Raw genomic sequence first — 21,725 nt, 5'->3', positions numbered from 1 at the left:
TGTGCACAAGGTAAATGTGCGAACTTGTCTCGTGCATGCCTGTAAAGTCGGTCGCATGGCTATCGACGAGGTCGTCCCCAGGTTCTCGCTCAAGCTCGACGAGCAGCTCTGCTTCTCGCTCTACTCGGCGTCCCGTCTGATCACGGCCGCCTACCGCCCGCTGCTCAACGAGATCGGGCTGACCTATCCGCAGTACGTCACGATGCTGGTGCTCTGGGAGCGGGCGCCGGTGTCGATGCGTGGGCTGGGGGAGGAGCTCGGGCTGGACTACGGCACGCTGACGCCTCTGGTGAAGCGCCTCGAGTCCGCAGGCCTGGTACGACGCCGGCGCCGCGTCGATGACGAGCGTGCGGTCGACGTGGAGCTCACCGAGGACGGCAGAGCGCTACGGGATCGGGCGATCGGCATTCCCGACCGGATCGCCGAGCTGATGGGTCTGAGCGACCGCCAGTTCGCCACCCTCCAGAAGGGGCTGCAGGCGCTGGCCGACAACGTCGAGGCGTCTCTCTCGCCCTGAGCCTCGGTGCCGCACCCCCGTGCCGCACCGTGCCGCCCCCGCGTCGCTCCGGGCCGCCGGGTCGTCTCAGTCGGCGACTTTGCTGGCCGGTCGCCGGTAGTCCAGGTCGATGTAGTCGGGGTGGCGGTCCATCCACGCCTGGACGAAGGGGCAGATCGGGAGCACCCGGAGGCCGAGAGTCCGGACATGATCGAGAGCGCCCTGGACGAGTGCGCCGCCGACGCCCTGTCCCTCGAGCGCCGGGTCGACCTCGGTGTGGGTGAACACGATCAGCTCATCGGTCTTCTGGTAGGCGGCGAAACCTAGGACCGCGCCATCTCGGATCGCCTCGTACCGCTGGCGCTCCGGCGCGTCGACGACCTGCAGGGTCATCAGCGTCCCTTCTCCTCGACGGCGCTACCCCCCGGGCCCGGATCCGCATCGCCACCGGCCGCGGGAAGCTGGAACCGCTCCCTGTCCTTGTCGGGAACCAAACCCAGGTACTTCTCCGGGGCCTGCGCGATGATCCGGCGAACGTACGGGCAGAACGGCAGCACCGCCAGGCCACGACGGCGCGCGTCCTCGAGCTCCTCTTCGACCAGCTGCCTGGCCAGCCCACGGCCGCTGAACGCGGGGTCGACCTGGGTGTGGGTGAAGGCGATCCGTCCGGGGTTGAGCTTGTACTCGCTGAATCCCGCCAACTGGTCGTCGACATGGATCTCGTAGCGGCTCTGGCTGGGGTCGTCGTGCACGGTGGTGGTCACTGGATTCTCCTCCCGAGCGAGATCGATCGCTGTCGCCGACCATGGCAGCACCACCATGCTGGTGCGTCATGCGTGAGACTTCACGGCGGAGTGCGATTCTCTACCGTGCTGCTGCGGCGTCGGGCGGTGGGTCTCCTACCGAGCAGACGGCGTGTCGGTCCCGGCGCGGCCGCCGTGGCCGCACCGGGACCGCTCAGCCCGCCGACGTTGGCGGGGCTGCGGTGAGCTGCCGCACTCAGCGAATGGCCACCCGCGTCACGGCCCGGGTGGTCGTCGGCGATCCCGGGTAGACGGCGGTGATCGTCCTCCAGGCCGAGGGGGTGCGCAGCACGAGGCGCGCACGTCCGTCGACCAGGCGGACGGTGCCCAGCAGCTTCGATCCGTGGCGAAGCACGACCCGCCCCGCCGGCACCACGCCGAGAGCGCTCGCGCGCACCGTGACGCGGACCCGGTCACGACCGCTCCGGTCGATGGTGGTCGCCTCGGCCGTGAGCCTGGTCTTCGCCTTGCGAACCGGCGCCATGGCTCGTGAGACCGCGGTGCCGGTGGCGCCGTCCGCGTCGGTTGCGGTCACCCGGATCGCGACGCGGCTGCGGAGATCGGCCCCGGTGAGGGTGTACCGAGCGGTCGTGGCACCCCGGATCGCCCGCCCGTCACGCAGCCACTGGTAGGTGAAGGTGAGGCCGTCGCGGTCCCACGACCCGGTGGAGGCGGTCAGGACCCGGCCGACCCGGGGGACGCCGGCGACCCTCGGCGCGCTCGTGCTGACCGGCGCCGACACTTCCTCGACCTGCAGCGACGTGGGCGACGAGGTGTTCCCCGCGACGTCGCTGGCCCGGGCGGCCACCGTGTGGCTGGCGCCGTCGAGGACGAGGGGCGACGTGTACGTCGTCCAGTCGCCCTCGTCCAGCCGGTACTCCACCCCAGCCACCCCGGAGTCGGCATCCGTCCCGGCGATCGTCACCGTGCGTCCCTCGCGGGTGACCTCCACCACCGGCGGTGCGGTGTCGACCTTGACCGAGGTGGTCCGGACCTCGCTCGTCCTCAGCTGTGCGTCACGCGCCCGGACCGAGACGTCGTACGTGCCGTGCGGCAGTGCCACGGGCGCGACGTACTCGGCCCAGTCACCGGCGCCGAGGCGGTACTGCAGGATGTCCTCGGCGTCGCCGCTGACCGTCAGGCGCGACTCGGCGGAGTACCAGCCGGCGGAGCCGCCGGAGATGGTTGCGGTGGCACCGCTCCCTTCGTAGGGCGCGGGGCCGGGGATGGAGAGCGGGTTCTTGCTCCACTGCTGGCTCTGGTTGTCCGGCGTGCAGGTGCGGACCTCGAGCGCCGCGTTGTTCGCGGTCCCTCCGCCCACGACCGTGAGGCACTTGCCGGCCTGGGCCGCGGTGATGGTGCCGTCCTCGTTCAGCTCCCACTGCTGGTTGGTCTGGTTGTTGCACTCCCATGCGATCACCGCGGACCCGTCGACGGTGCCCTGGCGCTCGACGTCGAGGCACTGGCCGCCGAACATGAGCTGTCCGGAGGTCTCGGAGAAGATCTGGGTCGGCCCCTCGTTGCAGTCCCAGATGACTGCCCGGGTGCCGTTGTTGGCGATGCCGCCCTGCGCGTCGATGCATCGTCCCGAGGCGCCGCCCTGGAGCCCGAACTGGGTCGCCGTGGCCTCCTCGGGCCGCACGCGGTACATCACCACGCCGTGCCCCGGGACCGAGGCCCGGATCTCGCCGGTGGTGTTGCGCACGCCCTTCGTCCACACGTCGGTCAGGTGGTAGGCGGAGGCCTCGGGCGCCCCGATCTCGGAGGGCATCGTCGACATGACACGGCCGGCGCTGCCGCGATTGAGCAGGGCCACCGCGACCGAGCCGTCGGAGAGCGGCTTGGCCCACACCTCGGCGTCACCGTCGTCGCGCACACGCTCGGCCTGGATCCCCAGCGGGTCCTGGTTGATCTCGATCACGTCCGCGTTGGTGAGCACGTCGCGCACGACCGACGTCATCGCGGTGACGTTGTTGCCCGCCATCAACGGCGAGGCCATGATCCCCCACATGCTGAAGTGAGCCCGGTTCTCGGTCGGGGAGAACGTGCCGCGAACGCCGACCTCGAGCATGTCGGGGTCGTTCCAGTGGCCGGGCCCGTTCTGGTGCCCGAGTCCCGCCTGCACGTCGAGGATCTCGGTGACGCCGAGGAAGCAGTCGCTGGTCGGCGCGCAGCCGCTGGACCACTTGTCGGTGATGTCCTCGGTGGTGCGCCACAGGTGCGCCACCTGGCCCCAGTCGTACAGCGGACCGGTGTTGGAGTGGGCGCTGTTGGAGTTGATCGAGTACACGATCGGACGACCCGTCGCCTCGAGCGCGTCGCCCATGAGAGCGAACCTCTCCGCCTGCTCCTCGATCGTGCCGCTGGGGTCGCACCAGTCGTACTTCAGGTAGTCCACGCCCCAGGAGGCGAAGCGCTGAGCATCCAGGACCTCATGGCCGAGGGCGCCGGTCTGCCCCAGGGGGCCCATCTCGCCGCGCGGGCTGTCGAAGTACTGCGCGCAGGTCTCGCGCATCGGCGCCTGGTAGATGCCGAACTTCAGGCCTCGGTCGTGGATGTAGTCGCCCAGCGCCTTCATGCCCGACGGGAACCGGACCGGGTCGGCCTCCAGGTCACCGTCCGCGTTGCGCTGCGGGGCCTGCCAGCAGTCGTCCACGACGACGTACTCGTAGCCGGCGTCGCGCATGCCCGAGCTGACGATGGCGTCGACCGCGGCCCGGATCTTCTCCTCGTTGATGTCGCAGAAGTAGGTGTTCCAGCTGTTCCACCCCATCGGGGGTGTCAGCGCGATGCCCGCGGCAGGAGCGGCCGCCGCTGCCCGAGGTGCGCCCGCGACCGGGGAGACGGTGGCGACCACCGCAGACCCGGCGAGCGCAGTGGCTAGCACGATCAACCGCAGGAGCAGGGAACGCAGACGTTGAGACATGGGGCGAACCTCCGATGTGAGAGCAGCTGGCCGGATGTTAGCGCTCACATGTGACGCCAGTCACAGATCGGTCCACATGTCGGACGAATTCCGGCGAACGAGCGACGGAGAGTCAGCGCGGGTTGACAGGAGGGGTGTTAGCGCTAACATGCCGTGACCGTCGTCACACGGTGGTGCTCCGAGAATCTCGGGACACGAGCGCACAGCAAGCGAACGGGGCAATCCATGCGATCCAGCACGAGCTCACGCAATCCCTGGGCCGTGGTCCTGGTCACGTCGCTGGCGGTGACCGCCGGTGTCCTGACCGGCGCCGGCAGCGCGCACGCGGGGGCTACGACCGCGCCGCTCGCGCAGGCCGGCGCCCAGGACACGTCGGTCATCGCCGACTTCTCCTTCGACGACGCGGCAACGGGCTTTGCGGGGGCGGGCGCGAGGGCCGAGGTGCGCGGCACCCTGACCCTCGGTGACGGCCCGGACGGCACGAGGGCCGCGCGGCTGAGCAGCGGCTTCTGGCTGGACGTGACCAAGGACGACGGTTCGCCGCTCCTCGCGGGGCTCGACGAGGTCACCATCTCCTACGACAGCGCTCCGAGCGCGGCGGGCAACACCGGGTGGAGCGTGGTCGCACAGCGCAGCATTGCCACGAACACCTTCCGCAGCGAGCACTACCTCGGAGTGCTGGACCGGGCCAGCAGCATCACCGTCGAGCGCTACGACAACGACGGCACCACCCGCGACACCACCGGCAACCTGGTGGCCACGGGGACGCCGTCGGGATGGAAACACGTCGACATCGTGGTCTCGGGGACCACCGGCAAGCTCTACGTCGACGGCCTGCTGGTGGCCAGCAACACCCAGGGGAAGCTGCTCAGCACCATCCTGGGTGCCTCCGGCGGCGTGCTCCAGCTCGGCAAGGCCAACTGGGGCAGTGCCGGCGAGTACTTCTCGGGGCTGCTCGACAACGTCAGCGTCCACAGTGCCGCCCTCACCGAGTCGCAGATCCAGCAGGCGGCGGCGCAGCGCGCGTACGACCGGCTCCCCGGGTCCCTGACGATCGAGGAATCGCCGCACGTCCTGCCCGGTCCGGCCGGCGTGGTGTCATGGGCCTCGCAGATGGACTCGATCTCGATCGAGGCCGACGGCAGGACCGCTCAGGTGGTCCGTCCGGCGCCGGGAGAGCCGGCAGCGACCGGGATCCTGGTCGCCACGATCACCGTGGGGGAGCACGTCCTCAGCAGGCAGGTCGAGGTCACCGTGGTCCCGCTGCCGTCGGAGGAGGAGAAGACGCAGCAGGCACTCGCTGCCGTCTCCCTGCCCGGGCTTCACGACGTCCGGTCGAACCTGACCCTTCCGACGACCGGGAAGTACGATCTGCCCCTCACCTGGAGGTCCTCCAACCCCGCCGTCATCACCGACGACGAGGTCGACGGCGTCGCACCGGGCGTGGTCACCCGCGGTGCCGACGACCAGACCGTCACGCTCACCGTCTCCATCGGAGAGAGCGTTCGACGCTTCACCGCCCTGGTCCGGGCCAGGGTCCCCGCCCCGGTCACGACGGACTACCTGTTCGCGCACTTCACGGGGACCGAACGCAGCGCGAACGACGAGCAGATCTACTTCGCGACGAGCAGCGACGGCGACACCTGGGCGGACACTCGTCCCAACGGCAGCCCGGTGCTGTCCTCGAGCATCGGCGACAAGGGGGTCAGGGATCCCTTCCTGGTCCGCTCGCCCGAGGGCGACACCTTCTACCTGATCGCGACCGACCTGAGCATCTTCCACCGCGGCGGCTGGGGCAACGCGCAGGCCACCGAGACCGGCAGCCTCGGTCTCGTCGTGTGGAAGTCCCACGACCTGGCGCACTGGAGCACCCCGCAGCTGGCGGACGTCGCGTCCCCCATCCCGGGCGCGGGGATGGCGTGGGCGCCGGAGGCGTTCTGGGACGCCGCCCAGCAGCATTACGTGGTCTATTGGGCGACGAAGTCGACACCGACCAACGGGATCGGCGACCCGGTGAACGTGTACTACGCGACGACCCGCGACTTCGTCACGTTCTCCGACCCGGTCAAGTGGATCGACCGCAACGGCTCGATCATCGACACGAGCATGATCAAGGTCGGCGACTGGTACTACCGCGCCTCGGGGGACGGGCAGATCACGATCGAACGCTCGAAGAACCTGTACGCGACCTCCACGGCAACTCAGGCCGAGGCGTACGTCGATGATCAGCACTGGTCCCTGGTGGGCACGCTGCAGAGCATCTTCAACAACTCCGCCTACTCGGGTGCGGCCCTCGAAGGTCCCGAGTTCTTCGCCTACAACGAGGACGACCTGGACCAGGCGGCCCCGCTCTGGGGCCTCATGGCGGACCAGTACGCCACCGGCCGGGGCTACCTGCCGTTCCGCACCACGAACATCGGCGATCCCACGACCGACAGCTGGTCGGCAGCGAGCGACGTGAGCTTCGGCAGCCTGAAGAAGCGGCACGGGACGATCCTGCCGATCACGGCGGAGGAGCTCGCCGCGGTCCAGGCCGCGGCCGTCGGCAGCACCGGGCTCCTGGTCGACGCGACGGCGCCCACCCTGGCGTCGGTGTCGGTCGCGTCCCCACGGGCGTGGCACACCAGTCCGCCGTCGTTGACGTGGTCGGCCAGCGACGACTCGGGCGCCGAGCCGAGCATCGAGATCCGTGTGGAAGGGGATTGGGCCGCCTACGCCGGCGGTCCCGTCGGTGGACTGGACCAGGGGACCAACACGGTGCAGGCGCGTGCCGTGGACGACGCGGGCAACCGGTCGGCACCGACCGAGGTGACGCTGGAGCTCGACTCCGTTCCGCCGGCGACGACGGCGGCTGTGGACGAGACCCGCACCGTGACCCTGACGGCGAGCGACACGACCTCGGGGGTGGCCGGGGTGGAGTACTCGATGGACGGCTCCGCCTGGTCTCCCTACACCGCTCCGGTCGCCGTGGGCGAGGACGAGGCCACGATGTGGTTCCGGGCGCGCGATGTCGCCGGGAACCTGGAGTCGGCACAGACGGTCGTCGTGCCTGACGCCTCACCGAAGAGCGCACTCACCTCCACCCCGGTGCCCGTCGTCACGGGTGCCGCTCGGGTCGGGACGACACTGGCGGTGGCAACGGGGAGCTGGGAGCCCGCTCCCGTGACCCTGCGCTACCGGTGGTCGCGCTCGGGGGTGCCCATCGGCGGCGCCACAGGAGCGACGTACCTGCTCAGGGCGGTGGACCGCGGGCACCGGATCTCGGTGACGGTGACCGGCTCGAAGCCCGGCTACCTGACCGTCTCGTCGGTCTCGAGGCCCACGACGCCGGTGGCTGCTGGCAGGCTCGCCGCAACGCGGCCCCGGATCAAGGGGCGCCCCGAGGTCGGCCGGACACTGCGCGTCATCACCGGCTCGTGGGGTCCCGCGCCGGTGCGGCTGTCGTACCAGTGGTTCCGGGCCGGCAAGAGGCTGACGGGCGCCACGAGGACGAGGTACGTGGTGCGTCGCGCCGACCGGGGGAAGAGGATCACGGTCAAGGTCACCGGCCGCAAGCCTGGCTACACCACCACCGTGCTGACCTCGAAGCCGACCGAGAAGGTCAGCTGAGCGTCCTGGTCGGGTGACCGCTGCCGCTCCAGGCNCCCCCGCCGCCCGGTCAGCTGCTCGGGTCGGAGCCGGACATCGCGGCCGCCAGCGGGCGTTGCTCCGGGGGAGCGGCTGACGCCACCGCGATGCGGGAGGGCTCGTACGGCGCCTCGGTCGTCGGCAGGCCGCCCGACCGCACGGCCTTCACGCAGACCCGTGCCGCGTCGACCAGGATGACCAGCACCAGCACCGCGAAGAAGGCCGCGAGCACGCCGTCGACCGTCGAGTTGGTGATCACCGCCTGCATGTCGTCGAGGTTCTTCGCAGGCGCCAGGACCTCGCCGTCCTGCAGCGCGGTGGCGTACCGGTCGCGCTGGGCGAAGAACCCGAGCCGGGGGTCGCTGCTGAACACCTTCTGCCAGCTGGCGGTCAGCGTCACGGCGACGTCCCACGCCAGCGGGATACCGGTCACCCAGGCCCACTTCAGCCGGCCGCTCTTGATCAGCAGCGTGGTGGCCACGGTCAGTGCGATCGCGGCGAGGAGCTGGTTGGCGATACCGAAGAGCGGGAAGAGCTGGTTGATCCCGCCCAGCGGGTTGGTCACGCCGGTGTAGAGGAAGTAGCCCCAAGCCAGCACGACGAGAGCCGAGGTCCCCCACAGGCCGGGCTTCCAGGAGACGCGGCCCAGCGGCTTCCAGACGTTCCCGAGCGTGTCCTGCAGCATGAACCGCCCCACCCGGGTGCCGGCGTCGACCGTGGTCAGGATGAACAGGGCCTCGAACATCAGCGCGAAGTGGTACCAGAACGCCTTGAGCGCGTCGCCGCCGACCACGTCGGAGAAGATCTCCGACATGCCGACCGCGAGGGTGGGTGCGCCGCCGGTGCGGGCCACCAGGGTGGGCTCCTCGACGGCCACCGCGGCCGCCTGCAGCTGCTCGGGAGTGATGGTGAAGCCCAAGGACGCCACCGCCTGCGAGGCCGACTGGGCGGTGTCGCCGAGGAAGCCCGCAGGCGAGTTCATCGCGAAGTACAGGCCGGGGTCCAGGGCGCTGGCGGCGATGAGCGCCATGATCGCCACGAACGACTCGCTCAGCATGGCGCCGTAGCCGATCAGCCGGATCTGCGACTCCTTCTGAATCATCTTCGGTGTCGTGCCGGAGGCGATGAGCGCGTGAAACCCGGACAGGGCACCACAGGCGATCGTGATGAACACGAACGGGAACAGCGAGCCCGCGAACACCGGACCGTCCCCGTTGAGCGCGAACTTCGTGACCGCCTGGTTCTGCAGGGTCGGCGCGGTGAGCAGGACTCCGATCGTCAGCATCGCGATGGTGCCGATCTTCATGAAGGTCGACAGGTAGTCGCGCGGGGCCAGCAGCATCCACACCGGCAGTACGGAGGCCAGGAAGCCGTAGATCACCAGCGCGATGACGAGTGTCTCGGGCTCCAGCGTGAACGTGTCGGCCCAGCTGGACGCGGCCACCCACCCACCGGCCACGATCGCCAGCAGCAGCAGGGCGACGCCCAGGACAGACGTCTCGACGACCCGACCCGGGCGCAGGACGCGCAGGTAGAAGCCCATGAACAGGGCGATCGGGATGGTCATGGCGATCGAGAAGGTGCCCCAGGGCGAGTGCGCCAGCGCATTGACCACGACGAGCGCGAGTACGGCGAGGAGGATGATCATGATCGAGAACACCGCCACCAGTGCGGCGACCCCGCCCACCGGCCCGATCTCGTCCCGGGCCATCTGGCCGAGGCTCTTGCCGTCACGCCGCATCGAGAAGAAGAGCGTGACCATGTCCTGCACGGCGCCGGCGAAGATGACGCCGGCCACGATCCAGATCGTGCCGGGCAGGTAGCCCATCTGCGCTGCGAGCACCGGGCCCACGAGTGGCCCGGCGCCTGCGATCGCCGCGAAGTGGTGTCCGAAGAGCACCCGCCGGTCGGTCGGCTGGAAGTCCACGCCGTTGTCCAGGCGCTCGGCCGGTGTCGCGCGGGTGTCGTCGACCTTGAGCACCCGGTTGGCGATGAACCGCGCGTAGAAGCGGTAGGCGATGGCGTACGAGCCGAGGGCGGCGGCGACCAGCCAGATGGCCGAGACATCCTCCCCTCGGGACAGGGCAAGGACGGCCCAGGCGGTCGCACCCACGACCGAGACGGCCGTCCAGGTGAAAACCGAGCGCGGTCTCACGTTCTTCATAGCTCCTCCGGGATGTGTTGATGGCAGGGTGAAGCGACGTGCGCCAGGGCACGACGACAGAGGGGGTCGAGGACCCCGGTCACGGTGATGTGTGGCAGCGCGGCCGGATCAGAGGCCGTCGGCGGCGCTGTTGTCGGGTGTGTGGTCGGTGTGTGGTCGGGTGTGTGGTCAGGCGGGGACGCGGGTCACGGGCTTCGGCTCGGCTGCGTCCGGTCCGTGGCCACGGGGTCCGGAAGCCGGCCGAGGCAGGCGCGCAGTCCGGCATCGGGCGGCAGGTCGGTGGAGAAGCGACGCCACCGGCCGATGAGGCGGCAGTCGATCAGGACGTCGCGGCCGAGGAGCTGGCTGAGCGCAAGCGGGTGGGCGAAGACGCGCCCCGAGGCTCGGGTGGCCGAGCGGGCGCTGCGTGGCAGCCGGCCCGCTCGGATGGCGCGCACCGAGATCTCGCCCGCGTCGCTGCAGCACAGCCCGGCCCGGTGCCAGTCGACCAGCACCACTTCGTCCTCGCGCAGTGCGGAGTGAGCGCGGTCGGTCAGCCGGATCACGAGATCCCCCTGCGCGCGGGACCGGCCGAGGCACGTCGTACGACGAGGGCGAGCGTGAGGCAGAGGCCGGTGAGGGCCAGGCACGCGAACTGGTACCAGTAGAAGAACGGGATGCCCGCGATCCGCGGTTCGACCCGGGCGTAGAGCGGGACCGCGAGCGTGGCCGCCACGGGGAACAGGCCGATGGCCACCAGGAGCGCGGTCGTGCGAGGTCGGCCTCGCGCGGCGCTACCTGGCCCCGATCCGTTGCTGCCCTCATCTGTGGACATCGCCCAGCCTCCTCGACGGTGTGACCCCGGTCACGCGTTTAGTTGCACGGGCTCGGCACTTGGTTTACCTGCTGCCGGATGTTTTTTCCGGCACTCCGCACCCGTGCCCACGCGCCGGCCTTTCGTGTAGCGTGCGGTCCGCTTCTGGCAGCGACGCCTCCGGAGGGCATGTGAGCAACCTCGACACCACGGCGGCGCTGGCCTTCGTGGCCGTGCTGGCGACCGCGTCGCTCCTCGCCCTCACGGCTCGCTCGGTCTGGAGATCCGAGACGGTGTCCACCCCGGCGGAGTGGGCCCTGGCCGGCCGCCGGTTCGGCACGGTGACGACGTGGTTCCTGCTGGGCGGGACGATCTACACCGCCTACACCTTCGCCGCCGTGCCCGCGCTCGTCTCGTCGGCGGGCGCGCTCGGCTTCTTCGCGTTGCCCTACACGATCATCGTGTACCCGCTCGCCTTCTGGCTGCTCCCGCGGCTGTGGCGGGAGGCCCGGGACATGGGGGCGGTCACCGTCGCCGACGTGGTCAGGATCCGGTACGACTCCGCGGGGCTCGCGCTCGCGGTCGCCCTGACCGGGATCCTCGCGACGATGCCGTACGTCGCCCTGCAGGTCGTCGGCGTCCGCTCCGTCCTCGCTGCGCTGGGCGCCTACCCGGAGGGCATCACCGGCGACGCCATCCTCGCCGCGGTGTTCGCGGTGCTCGCCGTGGCGACGTACCGCAGCGGGCTCCGCGCCCCCGCGTTGATCAGCTTCGTCAAGGGCGCGCTGCTGTTCGTCGGCGTCGCGGTGGTCACCGTCCTCGTGCTCCGCCGCCTGGACGGGCCGGCCGCGATGTTCGACCGAATCGAGCACCGGGCGGCGGGCGACCAGGCACACGTCGACTTCCTCGCCCTGGACCCGTCCCTGGCGATGGCGTACCTGACGCTGGCGGTGGGGTCGGCGCTCGCCCTGCTCATGTACCCCCACCTGCTGACGGCCGCCTTCGCTGCGAAGAGCGAAGGCGTCCTCCGCGTCAACGCCGTGGCTCTTCTGGCGTGGACGGCGCTGCTGGGTGCCTTCGCGGTGCTGGGTCTCGCGGCGTACGCATGGGGAGCGGGGGGCGGGGGAGAGGCCACCGTGCTGGAGATGGTCGAGCAGACCACTCCCTCGTGGTTCACCGGGATCTTCTTCGGGTCGCTCGCTGTGGGTGCCCTGGTGCCGGCCGCGGTGATGAGCGTGGCGGCCGCGATGCTGTTCACCCGCAACGTGTACGCCGAGTACGTCAACCGTCGCTGCACACCCGAGCAGCAGACCGGCGTGGCCCGGTTCGTCTCCCTGCTGGTCAAGGTCGGCGCGCTGGGCTTCGTGATCCTCCTCGCCGAGCAGGACGCCATCAACCTCCAGCTCCTGGGTGGGGTCTGGATGCTCCAGGTGTTCCCCGCGGTCGCTCTGGGTCTGCTCACCCGCTGGCTGCAGGCGCCCGCGCTCTTCGCCGGCTGGGCGGCCGGCATGCTGACCGGGACCTACCTGGTCACCCGCGGCGGATTCGCCGCGGTGGTCGAGGTCGCCGGCGTCCAGGTGTACGCCGCGCTCGCCGCGCTCGTGGTCAACATCGCGGTGGCGGTCCTGGTGAACGCCGCGGCTCTGCGACTGGCCCCGACGCGAGGCCTGCTTCGTCACCGGCGGGTCCGGTGACCGATCGGCCGACGTCCGGTCCGGACGCAGGCGCGGCGGGTGCACCGCAGGTCGAGCAGGACACGGTGGCGGCCCTTGCCGCCCGGGAGCAGGAGCGCGACGACGCGGTCGAGCAGCTGTTCCACTCCCATCGCGCCGGGTTGGTCCGGCTGGCGAGCCTGCTCGGGGCGGAGTCCGACGCGGAGGACGTCGTGGCCGAGGCCTACTGGCAGCTGTACCGCAGCTGGAACAAGCTGCGCTCCCCGGACGCGGCGCTGTCGTACCTGCGCGGCGTCATCGTCAACCTGGTGCGGATGCGGACCCGACGGCTGATCGTGAGCCGACGCCACGTCGAGTGGGCGCCTCCCGAGGTCGACTCGGCGGAGAACGAGGCGATGCTGAGGGACGACCAGCGGGCGGTGGTCGCGGCACTGCGGAAGCTGCCGGCACGGCAGCGGGAGGCGTTAGTGTTGCGGTACTGGGGGAGCCTGAAGGAGGCGGAGATCGCCGAGGCGATGGGGATCAGCGCAGGCGCCGTGAAGTCCCACGTCTCGCGCGGGATGGCAGCGCTCACGACGGAACTGGGGGCGAGCGAGTGAAAGCCGAGGAGCGTCTCTCCGACACCCTGCACTCGCTCGCCCGCGGAGTCGACCCGACCCCGGATCCCTACGACCGTCTGCACGCCACGTGGCGGCGCCGGGAGCGCCGCCGGCGCGCGGTGGCCGCACTGCTGGCCGTCGCCGTCATCGGCGGAGCGGACGCGGCAGCGCTGTGGGCACTGAGCAGCGGGGACCCGAAGGCGCACCTGCTGGAGGACCCTCCTCCCCAGCGGGTCGAGATCGAGCGCTGACCCGCCCCGCGCCGAGAACGCGGGGCGGGCTGCGATCCCCGGACTGGCTCAGCGTGCGGTCCGCGATCAGTGATGCGGCCCGAACGGCACCGGGGGACCGCCCGGGTAGACCAGCCCGCTGCAGGTGCCGTGGAACGGTCCACGCGCTGCGTCAGGGTCGTTGGGGTTGCCGAAGCTGGAGGAGTTCGCCCCTCGGTGCAGTCCGTGGCCGGCCGGGATGAACAACACGCTCGCGATGTCAACGCAGTCCCCGTTGCCGGTGTGCACGTGGTGACTGTGTTGGAACTCGGAGCCAGGCTCATGCCGCACGGGCGACTGGCCGTCGGCCATGGCGACACCGCCGTACGGCAGGAGCGCGAGTGTCGCTCCAGCGATGATGACTAGTGCTTTCTTCATTTTTTCCGCCTCTACCTAGTGGGAACTCAGGGGCGGCGTCCGTGTCGCACGCTATGCCCGCCGGTCGAGGCCTACAACCCCCACAATTCAATGATCCCCAGATTTGACTAACGGCGGTGACCCGAGTGCCGGCACAACAGGGGAGTGTGCAGCAGGTCGCGGTGGCGTGCCGGGTCCTCGAGATCGCCCGGCTGTCTGGTCACCGGCGGCGGCAATGGCTACGCCGCGACACCCGGCATGGCTTGGGGACCGCAAGCGCATTCGTCCCCGCAGCCGAGGTAGACGTGGAGGCCGTGTCCGCAGCGCCCGCACGACATGTCGTGGGACAGCGGAGTCCGAGCGGCGGCGGCAGCGATGCCTTCGCGGGTCTGCCACACGACGGTCCGGAATGCGGTGGTGGTGGTCATGTCAGTCTCCCGAGCTCGAGCCTTGCTGATGACGGCAAAGGGTGAAGGGGCCGCCGCGGAGTGCTCCGCGGCCACGGGGCCGGGAGAAGAGTCGTCGTGTTCGTCACGATCGATCCTCCTCGTCGGTCCTGGTCCGGCGCCTCCCCGCCCCACACGGGGAGGCATCCACGGCTTGGTTCCGAGCCACCTGTGTGACCTGTCCTGCCGATGTTCCAAGGCTCTCAGTCCGCGTCCTACGCGCTCTCGACGCGACGTCCCCGCGACCTCCACAGTTCGGCACGGACCCTCCACGTCTTCTCCACATGGCGTCACGGGCACGCGAGGCCGACGATGGCCCCGTCGCCCCGGGTGACTCGAGGAGATGGCGGCTCGGGACGGCGGGTCGGCCTGACCGGCCGAGATGCACCCCACGCTCGCCGCCCCTGACGGCAGGACGCCCTCGACGCGCTCGCCTGCCTCGACCATGCTGCGGCGCGGCCGCGCGGGTGGGGCTCAGAGCTCCAGTGACCTGGCCGGCACGTGGGTCTTGGCCTCGATGTCGGTGGCGGCGGCGGCCAGCAGCTCATGGGCCAGGTCGGACAGCGCCCGAGCTGCGGCGAGCTCGTCGCCGATGCGTGGGTCCGACTCGTCACGCGGGTTGCGCCTGCTCGCCCCGTGGCCGCGGAGCTGCATCTTGTTCTCCACGGTGAGTGCCGCGTCGGCCACTGTGTCGTCGCCGTCCTCGTTGAGCAGCACCTGCACCGTCCAGGTCTTGGTGGTCATGACTCCTCACGTCCTCACGTCGTGCCCGCTGCCACGATCGGCACTGGACAGCGGAGCTGGACCTTCCAGTCTCCTCGGTCCCGTCCCGGAACGGAACCCTGACGCCGGCGCTCACCGAAGACTCGCGGCGCCCAGGACGGGATCCACCGGTCGGGCCATCCGAATGGGCATCGATGGGAAAACTTCCAGTAGATACTGGCCGACCTCAGCGTGACCTGCTCCTGCTTCTCGCGTTGGCCAGGAGAAGGGACGAAGCGAAATCTCGTCCATCATCTCTCGGGAAGGACACCGCTGCCATGCGGAGATCTCGTTGCGCCGCCGTTGTGAGCGCATGCACCGCCCTCGCCGTCACGTTCTCCGTGGCGCCATCGACACAGGCGAACCCGGTGCCGGCGGCCGTCACCATCGGCGGCGACCAGGAGCACCAGTACACCGATGTCAGGGACTCGCTGTCGGTACGCCCGACCCGGGCCCAGCTCGACGCCGTCTCCGACATCGTCCGCGCCGCCGCTGATGGGGCGCGCGTCACCTATGACGACCGGTTCGGCACCCCGCGCACGATCTACCCGAACGCCGGCACGCTGAGCGAGGCACGCAGCGGCGAGGCGGTGGATGTGGCGCGCGGATGGCTCGCTGAGAACCGCGCTGCCCTGGGGCTGACCAGTGACGACATCGCGTCGCTGGTGAGCACCCGCGACCACGTGCTCGGCACCGGCACGCACGTCATCGGCTTCCGGCAGACCTTCGGCGGCGTCGAGGCGGTGCATGGCGGATCCATGACCGTCGTGGTCCGCGAGGACGGCGCGGTCGAGTCCTACGCCGGGCAGACGGTCCGCAGCACCGAGCTGACCGGAGACTGGTCGCTTTCCGCGGCCCGGGCGCTGGAGGGGGTTGCCAGCGACCTCGCCGGCGCCACCGGCTTCACCGCCACGGCAGAAGGGTCCACCGGCGGCTACACCACGTTCGCAAAGGGTCCGTTCGCGGCCGGCTCCTACGTCAAGAAGACCGTGTTCGTGACGGCGGACGCCGCGCGCCCGGCGTACCAGGTGCTGTTCGTCGAGAAGCTCGACGAGGCGTACGACGTCCTCGTCGACGCACGCAGCGGCGAGGTGCTGCGCAGCGCGTCACTGGTGGCCCACTCCGACTCCGAGGGGACCGTCTACGAGAACTTCCCCGGTGACGAGGGTGCCGGCGGCAGCCCCGTGGTGAAGAGCTTTGGACCGAACGAGCAGTCGCCCTCGGGGTACGTCGACCCGACCGGCCTCGCGGGCGCGCCGGGGCCGACGACGTTCGGCAACAACGCCAGCACCTACGCCAACTGGTCGAACTTCCTGGTGCCCGCCGACCAGGCACCGCGCCCGGTGAGCCCGGTGTCGCACTTCAACTACGCGTTCGGCAACGCCTGGGAGAAGCAGCAGTGCGCTGCGGTGCCCCCGTCGTACGCGGAGGACGTCAACCCGGCGGCGACCAACCTCTTCTACCACCACAACCGGATCCACGACGAGTTCTACCGCCTGGGCTTCACCGAGTCCGGTGACAACTTCCAGGTGAACAACGGTGCTGGCGTGGACGGCGGCGGCGACCCGATCCTCGGGCTCGTGCAGGCCGGCGCGGCCACCGGCGGCGCGCCGCTCTACACCGGGCGCGACAACGCCTACATGCTAACGCTCCCCGACGGCATCCCGCCGTGGAGCGGCATGTTCCTCTGGGAGCCGATCAACGATGCCTTCGAGGGACCGTGTCGGGACGGCGACTTCGACGCCGGTGTCATCGAGCACGAGTACGCGCACGGCCTCAGCAACCGTTACGTGTCCGAGGAGGACAACGCCCTCAATGTCCATCAGTCGGGCTCGATGGGGGAGGGCTGGGGCGACTGGTACGCCCTGAACTATCTCCACCGCGAGGGTCTCGACACCGGCTCCGTCGTCGGCGAGTACGTCACCGGCAACAGCCAGCGCGGCATCCGCAACTGGGCCTACGACGCCAACCCCACCACGTTCGGCGACGTCGGCTACGACCTGACGGGTCCCGAGGTGCACGCCGACGGTGAGATCTGGACGACGATCCTGTGGGACTACCGCAAGGCCCTGGTCGCCGCCTTCGGCGAGGCGAAGGGCAGCAGCATCGCCGAGCACACGGTGACCGACGCCATGCCGCGCTCGCCGTCGGACCCGTCGTTCATCGACATGCGCAACGCCATCGAGCTCGCGATCGACGATCGGTACCACGACTCGGCGGACTACGAGCGGATCGTCGACATCTTCTGGACCGAGTTCGCACAGCGCGGTCTCGGGGCGCAGGCGCAGACCAAGGGCGGCAGTGACGTCGACCCGGTGCCGGCGTTCGACCACAAGGGGGAGTCCCGCAACGGCACGTTCACCGGCAGGGTCGTCAACGCCTCCACGGGTGCTCCGGTCAAGGGCGCCAAGGTGATCCTCGGCCGCTTCGAGGGTCGGGTGACGGGCCTGCGGACCACCTCCGCCACGGGCGCCTTCTCGGCTCCGGTTGTGGGGGGCACCTATCCGGTGACGATCCAGGCCCGCGGCTTCGGCGCACAGACGTTCCCCAACGTCACCGTGGCGCCTGGTCGGACGACCTCGCTGCAGTTCAGCCTCGCCCCCAACCTGGTGTCGGAGGCCAATGGCGCGAAGGTCGTGAAAAGCACTGCCGGCGACCCGCGCGCGCTGCTCGACGACACCGAGGCGAGCTCATGGAAGACCGGCAGGCGCGGCAACGTCGTGATCGACATGGGCCGCACCGCGAAGGTCGACGCCATCCAGGTCTCGGCCTACACGACCTCGAGGTTCGAGGGTCTGAAGGACTTCACGATGCAGGTGTCCACCGACGGCAAGCTGTGGAGCAACGCGGTCGTGAAGAAGGGTGCGTTCACGTACCTGACGCCGCGTCCGGTCGCCCCGGACCTGCACTACAAGACCTTCGAGCTGGCGAACCGGGTGTCGGCGCGCTACGTCCGCTTCTGGGCTGACGCACCCCAGGGCGAGACCAAGGAGAACGTCCAGGTCGCCGAGCTCCAGGTCTTCTCCGGTAGTGTCAAGAACGTCGTCCCGCTGCCGCCCCCGCCGCCGGACGCCCCGGTCACCGACACCGGCACCATCACCGCCGGCACCCCGGGCGGGGACAAGACCGGCGGTGGCGTCACCGCCGTGGACTTCGCGACCAACTGCGTGATGCCGCCCGCCACCCAGGGCAGCGACGGCTGGGTGACCGAGCTCCCGAGCTCGTTCGGCGACGGAGTCCACACCGTCAAGGTCACCGGTGCCTCCGCTGCTCCCTGGGATCTCGACGTGTACTTCTACGCGGAGGACTGCACATTGACCGGATCGGCCGCCTCGTCGGCGGCCGACGAGTCCGGCACCATCCCGAGCGGCACCAAGTACGTCCTCAGCCACCTGTGGTCGGGCGCGGACGTCGATGTGACGGTGCTCGCCGAGGACACGCAGTGACCGACTAGGACGAGAACCACGGCCGCGGCCGGTCCGGCATTGGCGGGCCGGCCGCGGTGCTCTACCTCCCGGCCATGGCCCGCTCGTCGGACCTCACCCTCGTCGTGTCGGCCGGTGGCGGGTGGGCCGCCGGACATCAGCGGCGGAGCTGGTCGAGGATCGTCGGGTCCTGGATCTTCTCGTCGCGGGACAGGAGCACCACCTTGGAGATCACCTCGGCGGTGCGCGGGTCGTCGTCGAGGAACGGGAGGAACACCCGCCCGCGCTGCTGGGCGTGGACCGGCACGATGCAGATCGCGTTGCCCGGCTGACGATGGACGACGCCGGAGCCGAGGTTCACCGAGTAGGTGCCGAGCGTGCCCTTCACCAGCGCGTGGTGGTCGGTGAGCTCGACGTTGGTGAGTGCCAGGAGGTCGCAGGTCTCGGCGACCAGGCGTCCGCGCACCTCCACCGTGGAGGCGGAGGTCTCCGGGTCGACGCCTCCGCTGTGGGCGACGGAGACCACCAGATCGAGGTCGCGCATCACCTCGCTGAAGAGGCGCGGCGGCACATCCTCGAGCGCGAGCAGCTGGCTGGAGCCGGCGCGCTGGAAGGCGATCAGGTCCAACTGTCCGTCCTCGACCTCGGTCGGCGACCCCCAGCCGTTCAGCAGCGTGGCGACCGCGGAGATCTTCTCGGCGTGGAAGGTCTTCGCGAAGCCTGCCTCGAAGTCCGCGACCCAGCCCCGGCTGCGGAACAGGCCGGCCGCCTGCCGCGCCTGGACCTGGTGGCCGGCGTACCGACGAGACAGGCCGTGGTCGGTCCGCTCCGCCTCGGTCAGCACGTAGAGCTCGCGGAACGCCTGCCGGAACGGCTGGCGGCGGCGGGCCGCGAAGAGGACGTGCTGGAGCTCGGGCCACTCGCCGGAGGCGAGCAGGTCGTGAGGATGCGCGATCCGGACAGGGCCGGAGACGGCGAACGCATCACCTGCCGCGTCGACGAGCGTGCCCGGCGCCTCGCCGAAGAACCCGCAGCGGCCCTCGCCGTCGACGCCGATCAGGTCCTGCAGCATGGGCCGCAGCAACGGGTGGCCGTGGAGCTCGGCGACCTCCTCGGTGGTGAAGGGCTCCCCGGCGACGCACGCCCCCTCCAGCGACTTCCGCATCCGCGACGCCTGCTGCCGGAGACGGGTCGCGCGCTCGCGCAGGGCGGCGAAGGCGGGGTCCTTGGCGTGGCTGCGCGGCACCGACTTCAGCGCCTTGCCCGCTCGCTGGACCTCGATGACGGGCGCGCCGTCGACGACGGCGAGGCTCGCCTCGAGGGCGCCGTCGGCGACCACGACGGGGCCTGACGCGAGGTCGGCGACCGCGGCCGCCTCCATCGCCCACACCAGGCGCTGCGGGTCGCGGTAGCCGGCCGCGCGGGCGAGGTTCTCCATGCCGATCTCCACCGCGGTGCTCTCCGACGCGCGCCGCTGGGAGCCGCTGGACCTGTCGCTCGCGACGAAGCCCGCGAGCAGCTCGTAGCGGCGGAGCAGGTCCGCCTGGTCGGCCAGCGGCACCAGGCCGAGCGCGCGGACCGAGTCCTGGTGGCGCTTCGCGGCCATCCGGTCGGCGAGCTCGGTGACCGTGACCCGCCCGGCCAGAGCCTCGGCGAACAGCTCGGCGCGCTTGTGGCCACCGGAGGAGGACGCGTACTTGGCAGCCTTGAGGAGGGCGTCGAACCGCTCCGTCCCGAGCGTCTCGACGACGGTGCGGTACCAGGTGACGTCGGCGGCTCCGCGCACGAGGTCGACGGAGTCCAGCGGCGTGCGGCGTGCGACCTCCGACTCCCACTCCTCCCGCAGGTCCTGCTCCACCGTCCAGTCGTCGCCCTTGGTGTGGGCGTGCAGCCACCACACGGCGTCGGCGTACCCCGGCCAGCCGATGGTCTGCTCGACGTACGACGCCCAGTGGGGCGCGTAGACCCCGAGTTCGATGAGCCGCCGCTCGGTGATCCCGGCGGTGGCGGCCCCTGCGCGGAACGTCTCCACGGTGTCGTCGTCGGCCGGGACGACCATCCGGATGACGCGGCATAGCGCTGGGGCTCTGCCGCCGGACCAGGAGTAGCCGCGGACGAACCGATCCCGTCCGAGCGCGGCCAGGTAGCCGAAGAGGACGTCGCAGCCGCGGGCGCTGCGCATGGCGCGTACGACGTGGGTAGCCGTCGTGTCGAGGTCGCCGCGCTGCCGCTCGATGTCGAGGGCCGCGGCGCAGATCTCGTCGACGAGGGCGGCGCCGGCCTCGTCGGCGGCGAGCCACGGTGGGCGGTGGCGGGGCGTCAGCGTGGACACCAGGCTCTGGCCGAAGAGCCCGCCGCCGCGCGAGTCGGGCTGGATGAGGGCGTCCACGACGTCGTCGCGGGTTGCCAGTCCGCGCCGGTGCGCGGCCAGGAGGAGCTGCGCATGCGGCACCGACCGGTTCGGCTGCACGGGGACCTGGGCGAGCGGGGAGTCCGGCGGCACGCCGTACGCCTGGGCCAAGGCCGGCGCCGCCACCATGCGGTCGACCGCCGGGTCATGACGGCCGAGCGGCTCGTCGATGAAGCGCCGTTGCAGCCAGAACCGCTGCTCCTGGTCGCCCGTCAGCAGCCCGTCGGCGAACCAGGTGGACAGCCGCTCGAGCAGCCGGTGCGGGCGCTCGCTGCGTGGGTCGCGGGACTCGGTCGTCCAGTCGTTCTTGGGGACTGGCTCGCCCATCGCCCGCAACACCGGCTCCGACGCGGCGTAGCCCCTCTTCGGCAGCCCCGCGAGCACGGTGTCGAGGACGTCGAGCATCGACTCGGCCATGTCCGGCGTGGCGACCTCCGTGGCCAGGCGCGCGATGACGTCCGTGGCGAGACCGGACTCGCGCCCGTCGAGGTAACGCGCCGGGACGTTTCCGAGGATCGACGGGACGTGGTCCGGGACGACGTACCCCTGGTGGGGGACCCAGCGGCGGCGGTCGGAGACCAGGGCGGCGAGGAGGACGACCTCGAGGCCGCCGGCGGGCAGCAGCGGCCTCGCGCGCTCCCACCACGGCCCGATGATTTCCTGCAGCGGCATCGACCCGTCCGGGGCGTTCTGGCCGAGCCCGCGCACGTCGGCGAGCAGCATCACCTCGGCGGTACCTGCCCAGTCGTGGACGGTGACCTCCACGTCCTTGTGCTCGTCGAGCCATGCGAGCAGCGAGGTGACCAGGACCTGGATCGGCCGGTGGAGCCGCCGGAAGTCGCCGCGCGGAGCCGGACGCACCGACGGCGTCCGGCGACTGTGGTCCAGGCCGAGCACCTCGGCGAGGACCGGCAGCGGGGGAGCAGCCTCCTCGGCGACGAGGCCCGCCGCCCGGGCGAGCGCTTCGCCGGCCTG

The 21,725-nt window shown here is 70.7% G+C and carries 16 protein-coding genes; 6 read left to right on the top strand and 10 right to left on the bottom strand.

Annotated features, from left to right (window positions below; genetic code table 11):
* Window positions 1–55: 55 nt before the first annotated feature.
* Window positions 56–517, top strand: coding sequence for a MarR family winged helix-turn-helix transcriptional regulator (locus E7Z54_RS03455; RefSeq protein ID WP_136431613.1), 462 nt, complete (start codon window positions 56–58; stop codon window positions 515–517).
* A gap of 66 nt (window positions 518–583) precedes the next feature.
* Here the strand turns inward: E7Z54_RS03455 and E7Z54_RS03450 are convergent, their stop codons facing one another.
* The 3 genes from E7Z54_RS03450 to E7Z54_RS03440 form a co-directional block, all read right to left on the bottom strand.
* On the bottom strand, window positions 584–889 hold the full coding sequence (locus tag E7Z54_RS03450; protein WP_136431612.1) for a GNAT family N-acetyltransferase: 306 nt from the start codon (window positions 887–889) through the stop codon (window positions 584–586).
* Complete coding sequence (locus E7Z54_RS03445) at window positions 889–1,260, bottom strand: GNAT family N-acetyltransferase (RefSeq protein ID WP_136431611.1); 372 nt, start codon at window positions 1,258–1,260, stop codon at window positions 889–891. Before E7Z54_RS03445 ends, E7Z54_RS03450 begins: the two co-directional genes overlap by 1 nt.
* 235 nt (window positions 1,261–1,495) lie before the next feature.
* On the bottom strand, window positions 1,496–4,225 hold the full coding sequence (locus tag E7Z54_RS03440; RefSeq protein WP_136431610.1) for a glycoside hydrolase family 27 protein: 2,730 nt from the start codon (window positions 4,223–4,225) through the stop codon (window positions 1,496–1,498).
* A gap of 225 nt (window positions 4,226–4,450) precedes the next feature.
* On the opposite strand from E7Z54_RS03440, the gene E7Z54_RS03435 reads away from it, so the two are divergent.
* Complete coding sequence (locus E7Z54_RS03435) at window positions 4,451–7,834, top strand: OmpL47-type beta-barrel domain-containing protein (protein WP_136431609.1); 3,384 nt, start codon at window positions 4,451–4,453, stop codon at window positions 7,832–7,834.
* Window positions 7,835–7,883: 49 nt separating this feature from the next.
* Here E7Z54_RS03435 and E7Z54_RS03430 read toward each other — a convergent pair whose 3' ends face one another.
* The 3 genes from E7Z54_RS03430 to E7Z54_RS03420 form a co-directional block, all read right to left on the bottom strand.
* Window positions 7,884–10,016 (bottom strand): carbon starvation CstA family protein, encoded by a 2,133-nt coding sequence (locus E7Z54_RS03430; protein ID WP_136431608.1) that lies wholly within the window; start codon window positions 10,014–10,016, stop codon window positions 7,884–7,886.
* 185 nt (window positions 10,017–10,201) lie between these two features.
* Window positions 10,202–10,561: a hypothetical protein gene (locus E7Z54_RS03425; RefSeq protein WP_136431607.1), complete on the bottom strand. Its 360-nt coding sequence runs from the start codon at window positions 10,559–10,561 to the stop codon at window positions 10,202–10,204.
* Entirely contained in the window at window positions 10,558–10,830 is a 273-nt protein-coding gene (locus E7Z54_RS03420; protein ID WP_136431606.1) for a DUF3311 domain-containing protein, read from the bottom strand. Before E7Z54_RS03420 ends, E7Z54_RS03425 begins: the two co-directional genes overlap by 4 nt.
* 170 nt (window positions 10,831–11,000) lie before the next feature.
* Between E7Z54_RS03420 and E7Z54_RS03415 the strand changes: the two genes are divergently transcribed.
* The 3 genes from E7Z54_RS03415 to E7Z54_RS03405 are packed head-to-tail and all read left to right on the top strand — an operon-like array spanning window position 11,001 to window position 13,332.
* Complete coding sequence (locus E7Z54_RS03415) at window positions 11,001–12,503, top strand: sodium:solute symporter family protein (protein WP_136431605.1); 1,503 nt, start codon at window positions 11,001–11,003, stop codon at window positions 12,501–12,503.
* Window positions 12,500–13,081, top strand: a complete 582-nt coding sequence (locus E7Z54_RS03410; protein WP_136431604.1) for an RNA polymerase sigma factor — start codon at window positions 12,500–12,502, stop codon at window positions 13,079–13,081. Before E7Z54_RS03415 ends, E7Z54_RS03410 begins: the two co-directional genes overlap by 4 nt.
* Entirely contained in the window at window positions 13,078–13,332 is a 255-nt protein-coding gene (locus E7Z54_RS03405) for a hypothetical protein (RefSeq protein WP_136431603.1), read from the top strand. The genes E7Z54_RS03410 and E7Z54_RS03405 overlap by 4 nt, the downstream gene beginning before the upstream one ends.
* A gap of 66 nt (window positions 13,333–13,398) precedes the next feature.
* On the opposite strand, the gene E7Z54_RS03400 is transcribed toward E7Z54_RS03405, so the two are convergent.
* The 3 genes from E7Z54_RS03400 to E7Z54_RS03390 form a co-directional block, all read right to left on the bottom strand.
* Entirely contained in the window at window positions 13,399–13,728 is a 330-nt protein-coding gene (locus tag E7Z54_RS03400; RefSeq protein WP_136431602.1) for a hypothetical protein, read from the bottom strand.
* Between the two features lie 218 nt (window positions 13,729–13,946).
* Window positions 13,947–14,135: a hypothetical protein gene (locus E7Z54_RS03395; protein ID WP_136431601.1), complete on the bottom strand. Its 189-nt coding sequence runs from the start codon at window positions 14,133–14,135 to the stop codon at window positions 13,947–13,949.
* Between the two features lie 492 nt (window positions 14,136–14,627).
* Window positions 14,628–14,897, bottom strand: coding sequence for a dsRBD fold-containing protein (locus tag E7Z54_RS03390; RefSeq protein WP_136431600.1), 270 nt, complete (start codon window positions 14,895–14,897; stop codon window positions 14,628–14,630).
* Window positions 14,898–15,283: 386 nt separating this feature from the next.
* On the opposite strand from E7Z54_RS03390, the gene E7Z54_RS03385 reads away from it, so the two are divergent.
* A complete protein-coding gene (locus tag E7Z54_RS03385) occupies window positions 15,284–18,361 on the top strand; it encodes a M36 family metallopeptidase (RefSeq protein WP_206055981.1) in 3,078 nt (1,025 codons plus the stop codon).
* A gap of 136 nt (window positions 18,362–18,497) precedes the next feature.
* Here the strand turns inward: E7Z54_RS03385 and E7Z54_RS03380 are convergent.
* The coding region (locus E7Z54_RS03380; RefSeq protein ID WP_136431598.1) for a DUF4132 domain-containing protein at window positions 18,498–21,725 on the bottom strand (3,228 nt) is incomplete at its 5' end.

Source organism: Nocardioides sp., from assembly GCF_004803405.1.
Lineage (GTDB): Bacteria > Actinomycetota > Actinomycetes > Propionibacteriales > Nocardioidaceae > Nocardioides > Nocardioides vastitatis.
The sequence above is the reverse complement of the archived record's forward strand: the minus strand, read 5'-3'. Positions and strand labels throughout refer to the sequence as shown.

Excerpts from the sequence above, each read along its gene's own strand:
- E7Z54_RS03455 (WP_136431613.1), top strand. The coding sequence starts at position 56 with ATGGCTATCGACGAGGTCGTCCCCAGGTTCTCGCTCAAGCTCGACGAG.
- E7Z54_RS03450 (WP_136431612.1), bottom strand. The coding sequence starts at position 889 with ATGACCCTGCAGGTCGTCGACGCGCCGGAGCGCCAGCGGTACGAGGCG.
- E7Z54_RS03440 (WP_136431610.1), bottom strand. The coding sequence starts at position 4,225 with ATGTCTCAACGTCTGCGTTCCCTGCTCCTGCGGTTGATCGTGCTAGCC.
- E7Z54_RS03435 (WP_136431609.1), top strand. The coding sequence starts at position 4,451 with ATGCGATCCAGCACGAGCTCACGCAATCCCTGGGCCGTGGTCCTGGTC.
- E7Z54_RS03430 (WP_136431608.1), bottom strand. The coding sequence starts at position 10,016 with ATGAAGAACGTGAGACCGCGCTCGGTTTTCACCTGGACGGCCGTCTCG.
- E7Z54_RS03420 (WP_136431606.1), bottom strand. The coding sequence starts at position 10,830 with ATGTCCACAGATGAGGGCAGCAACGGATCGGGGCCAGGTAGCGCCGCG.
- E7Z54_RS03400 (WP_136431602.1), bottom strand. The coding sequence starts at position 13,728 with ATGAAGAAAGCACTAGTCATCATCGCTGGAGCGACACTCGCGCTCCTG.
- E7Z54_RS03395 (WP_136431601.1), bottom strand. The coding sequence starts at position 14,135 with ATGACCACCACCACCGCATTCCGGACCGTCGTGTGGCAGACCCGCGAA.
- E7Z54_RS03390 (WP_136431600.1), bottom strand. The coding sequence starts at position 14,897 with ATGACCACCAAGACCTGGACGGTGCAGGTGCTGCTCAACGAGGACGGC.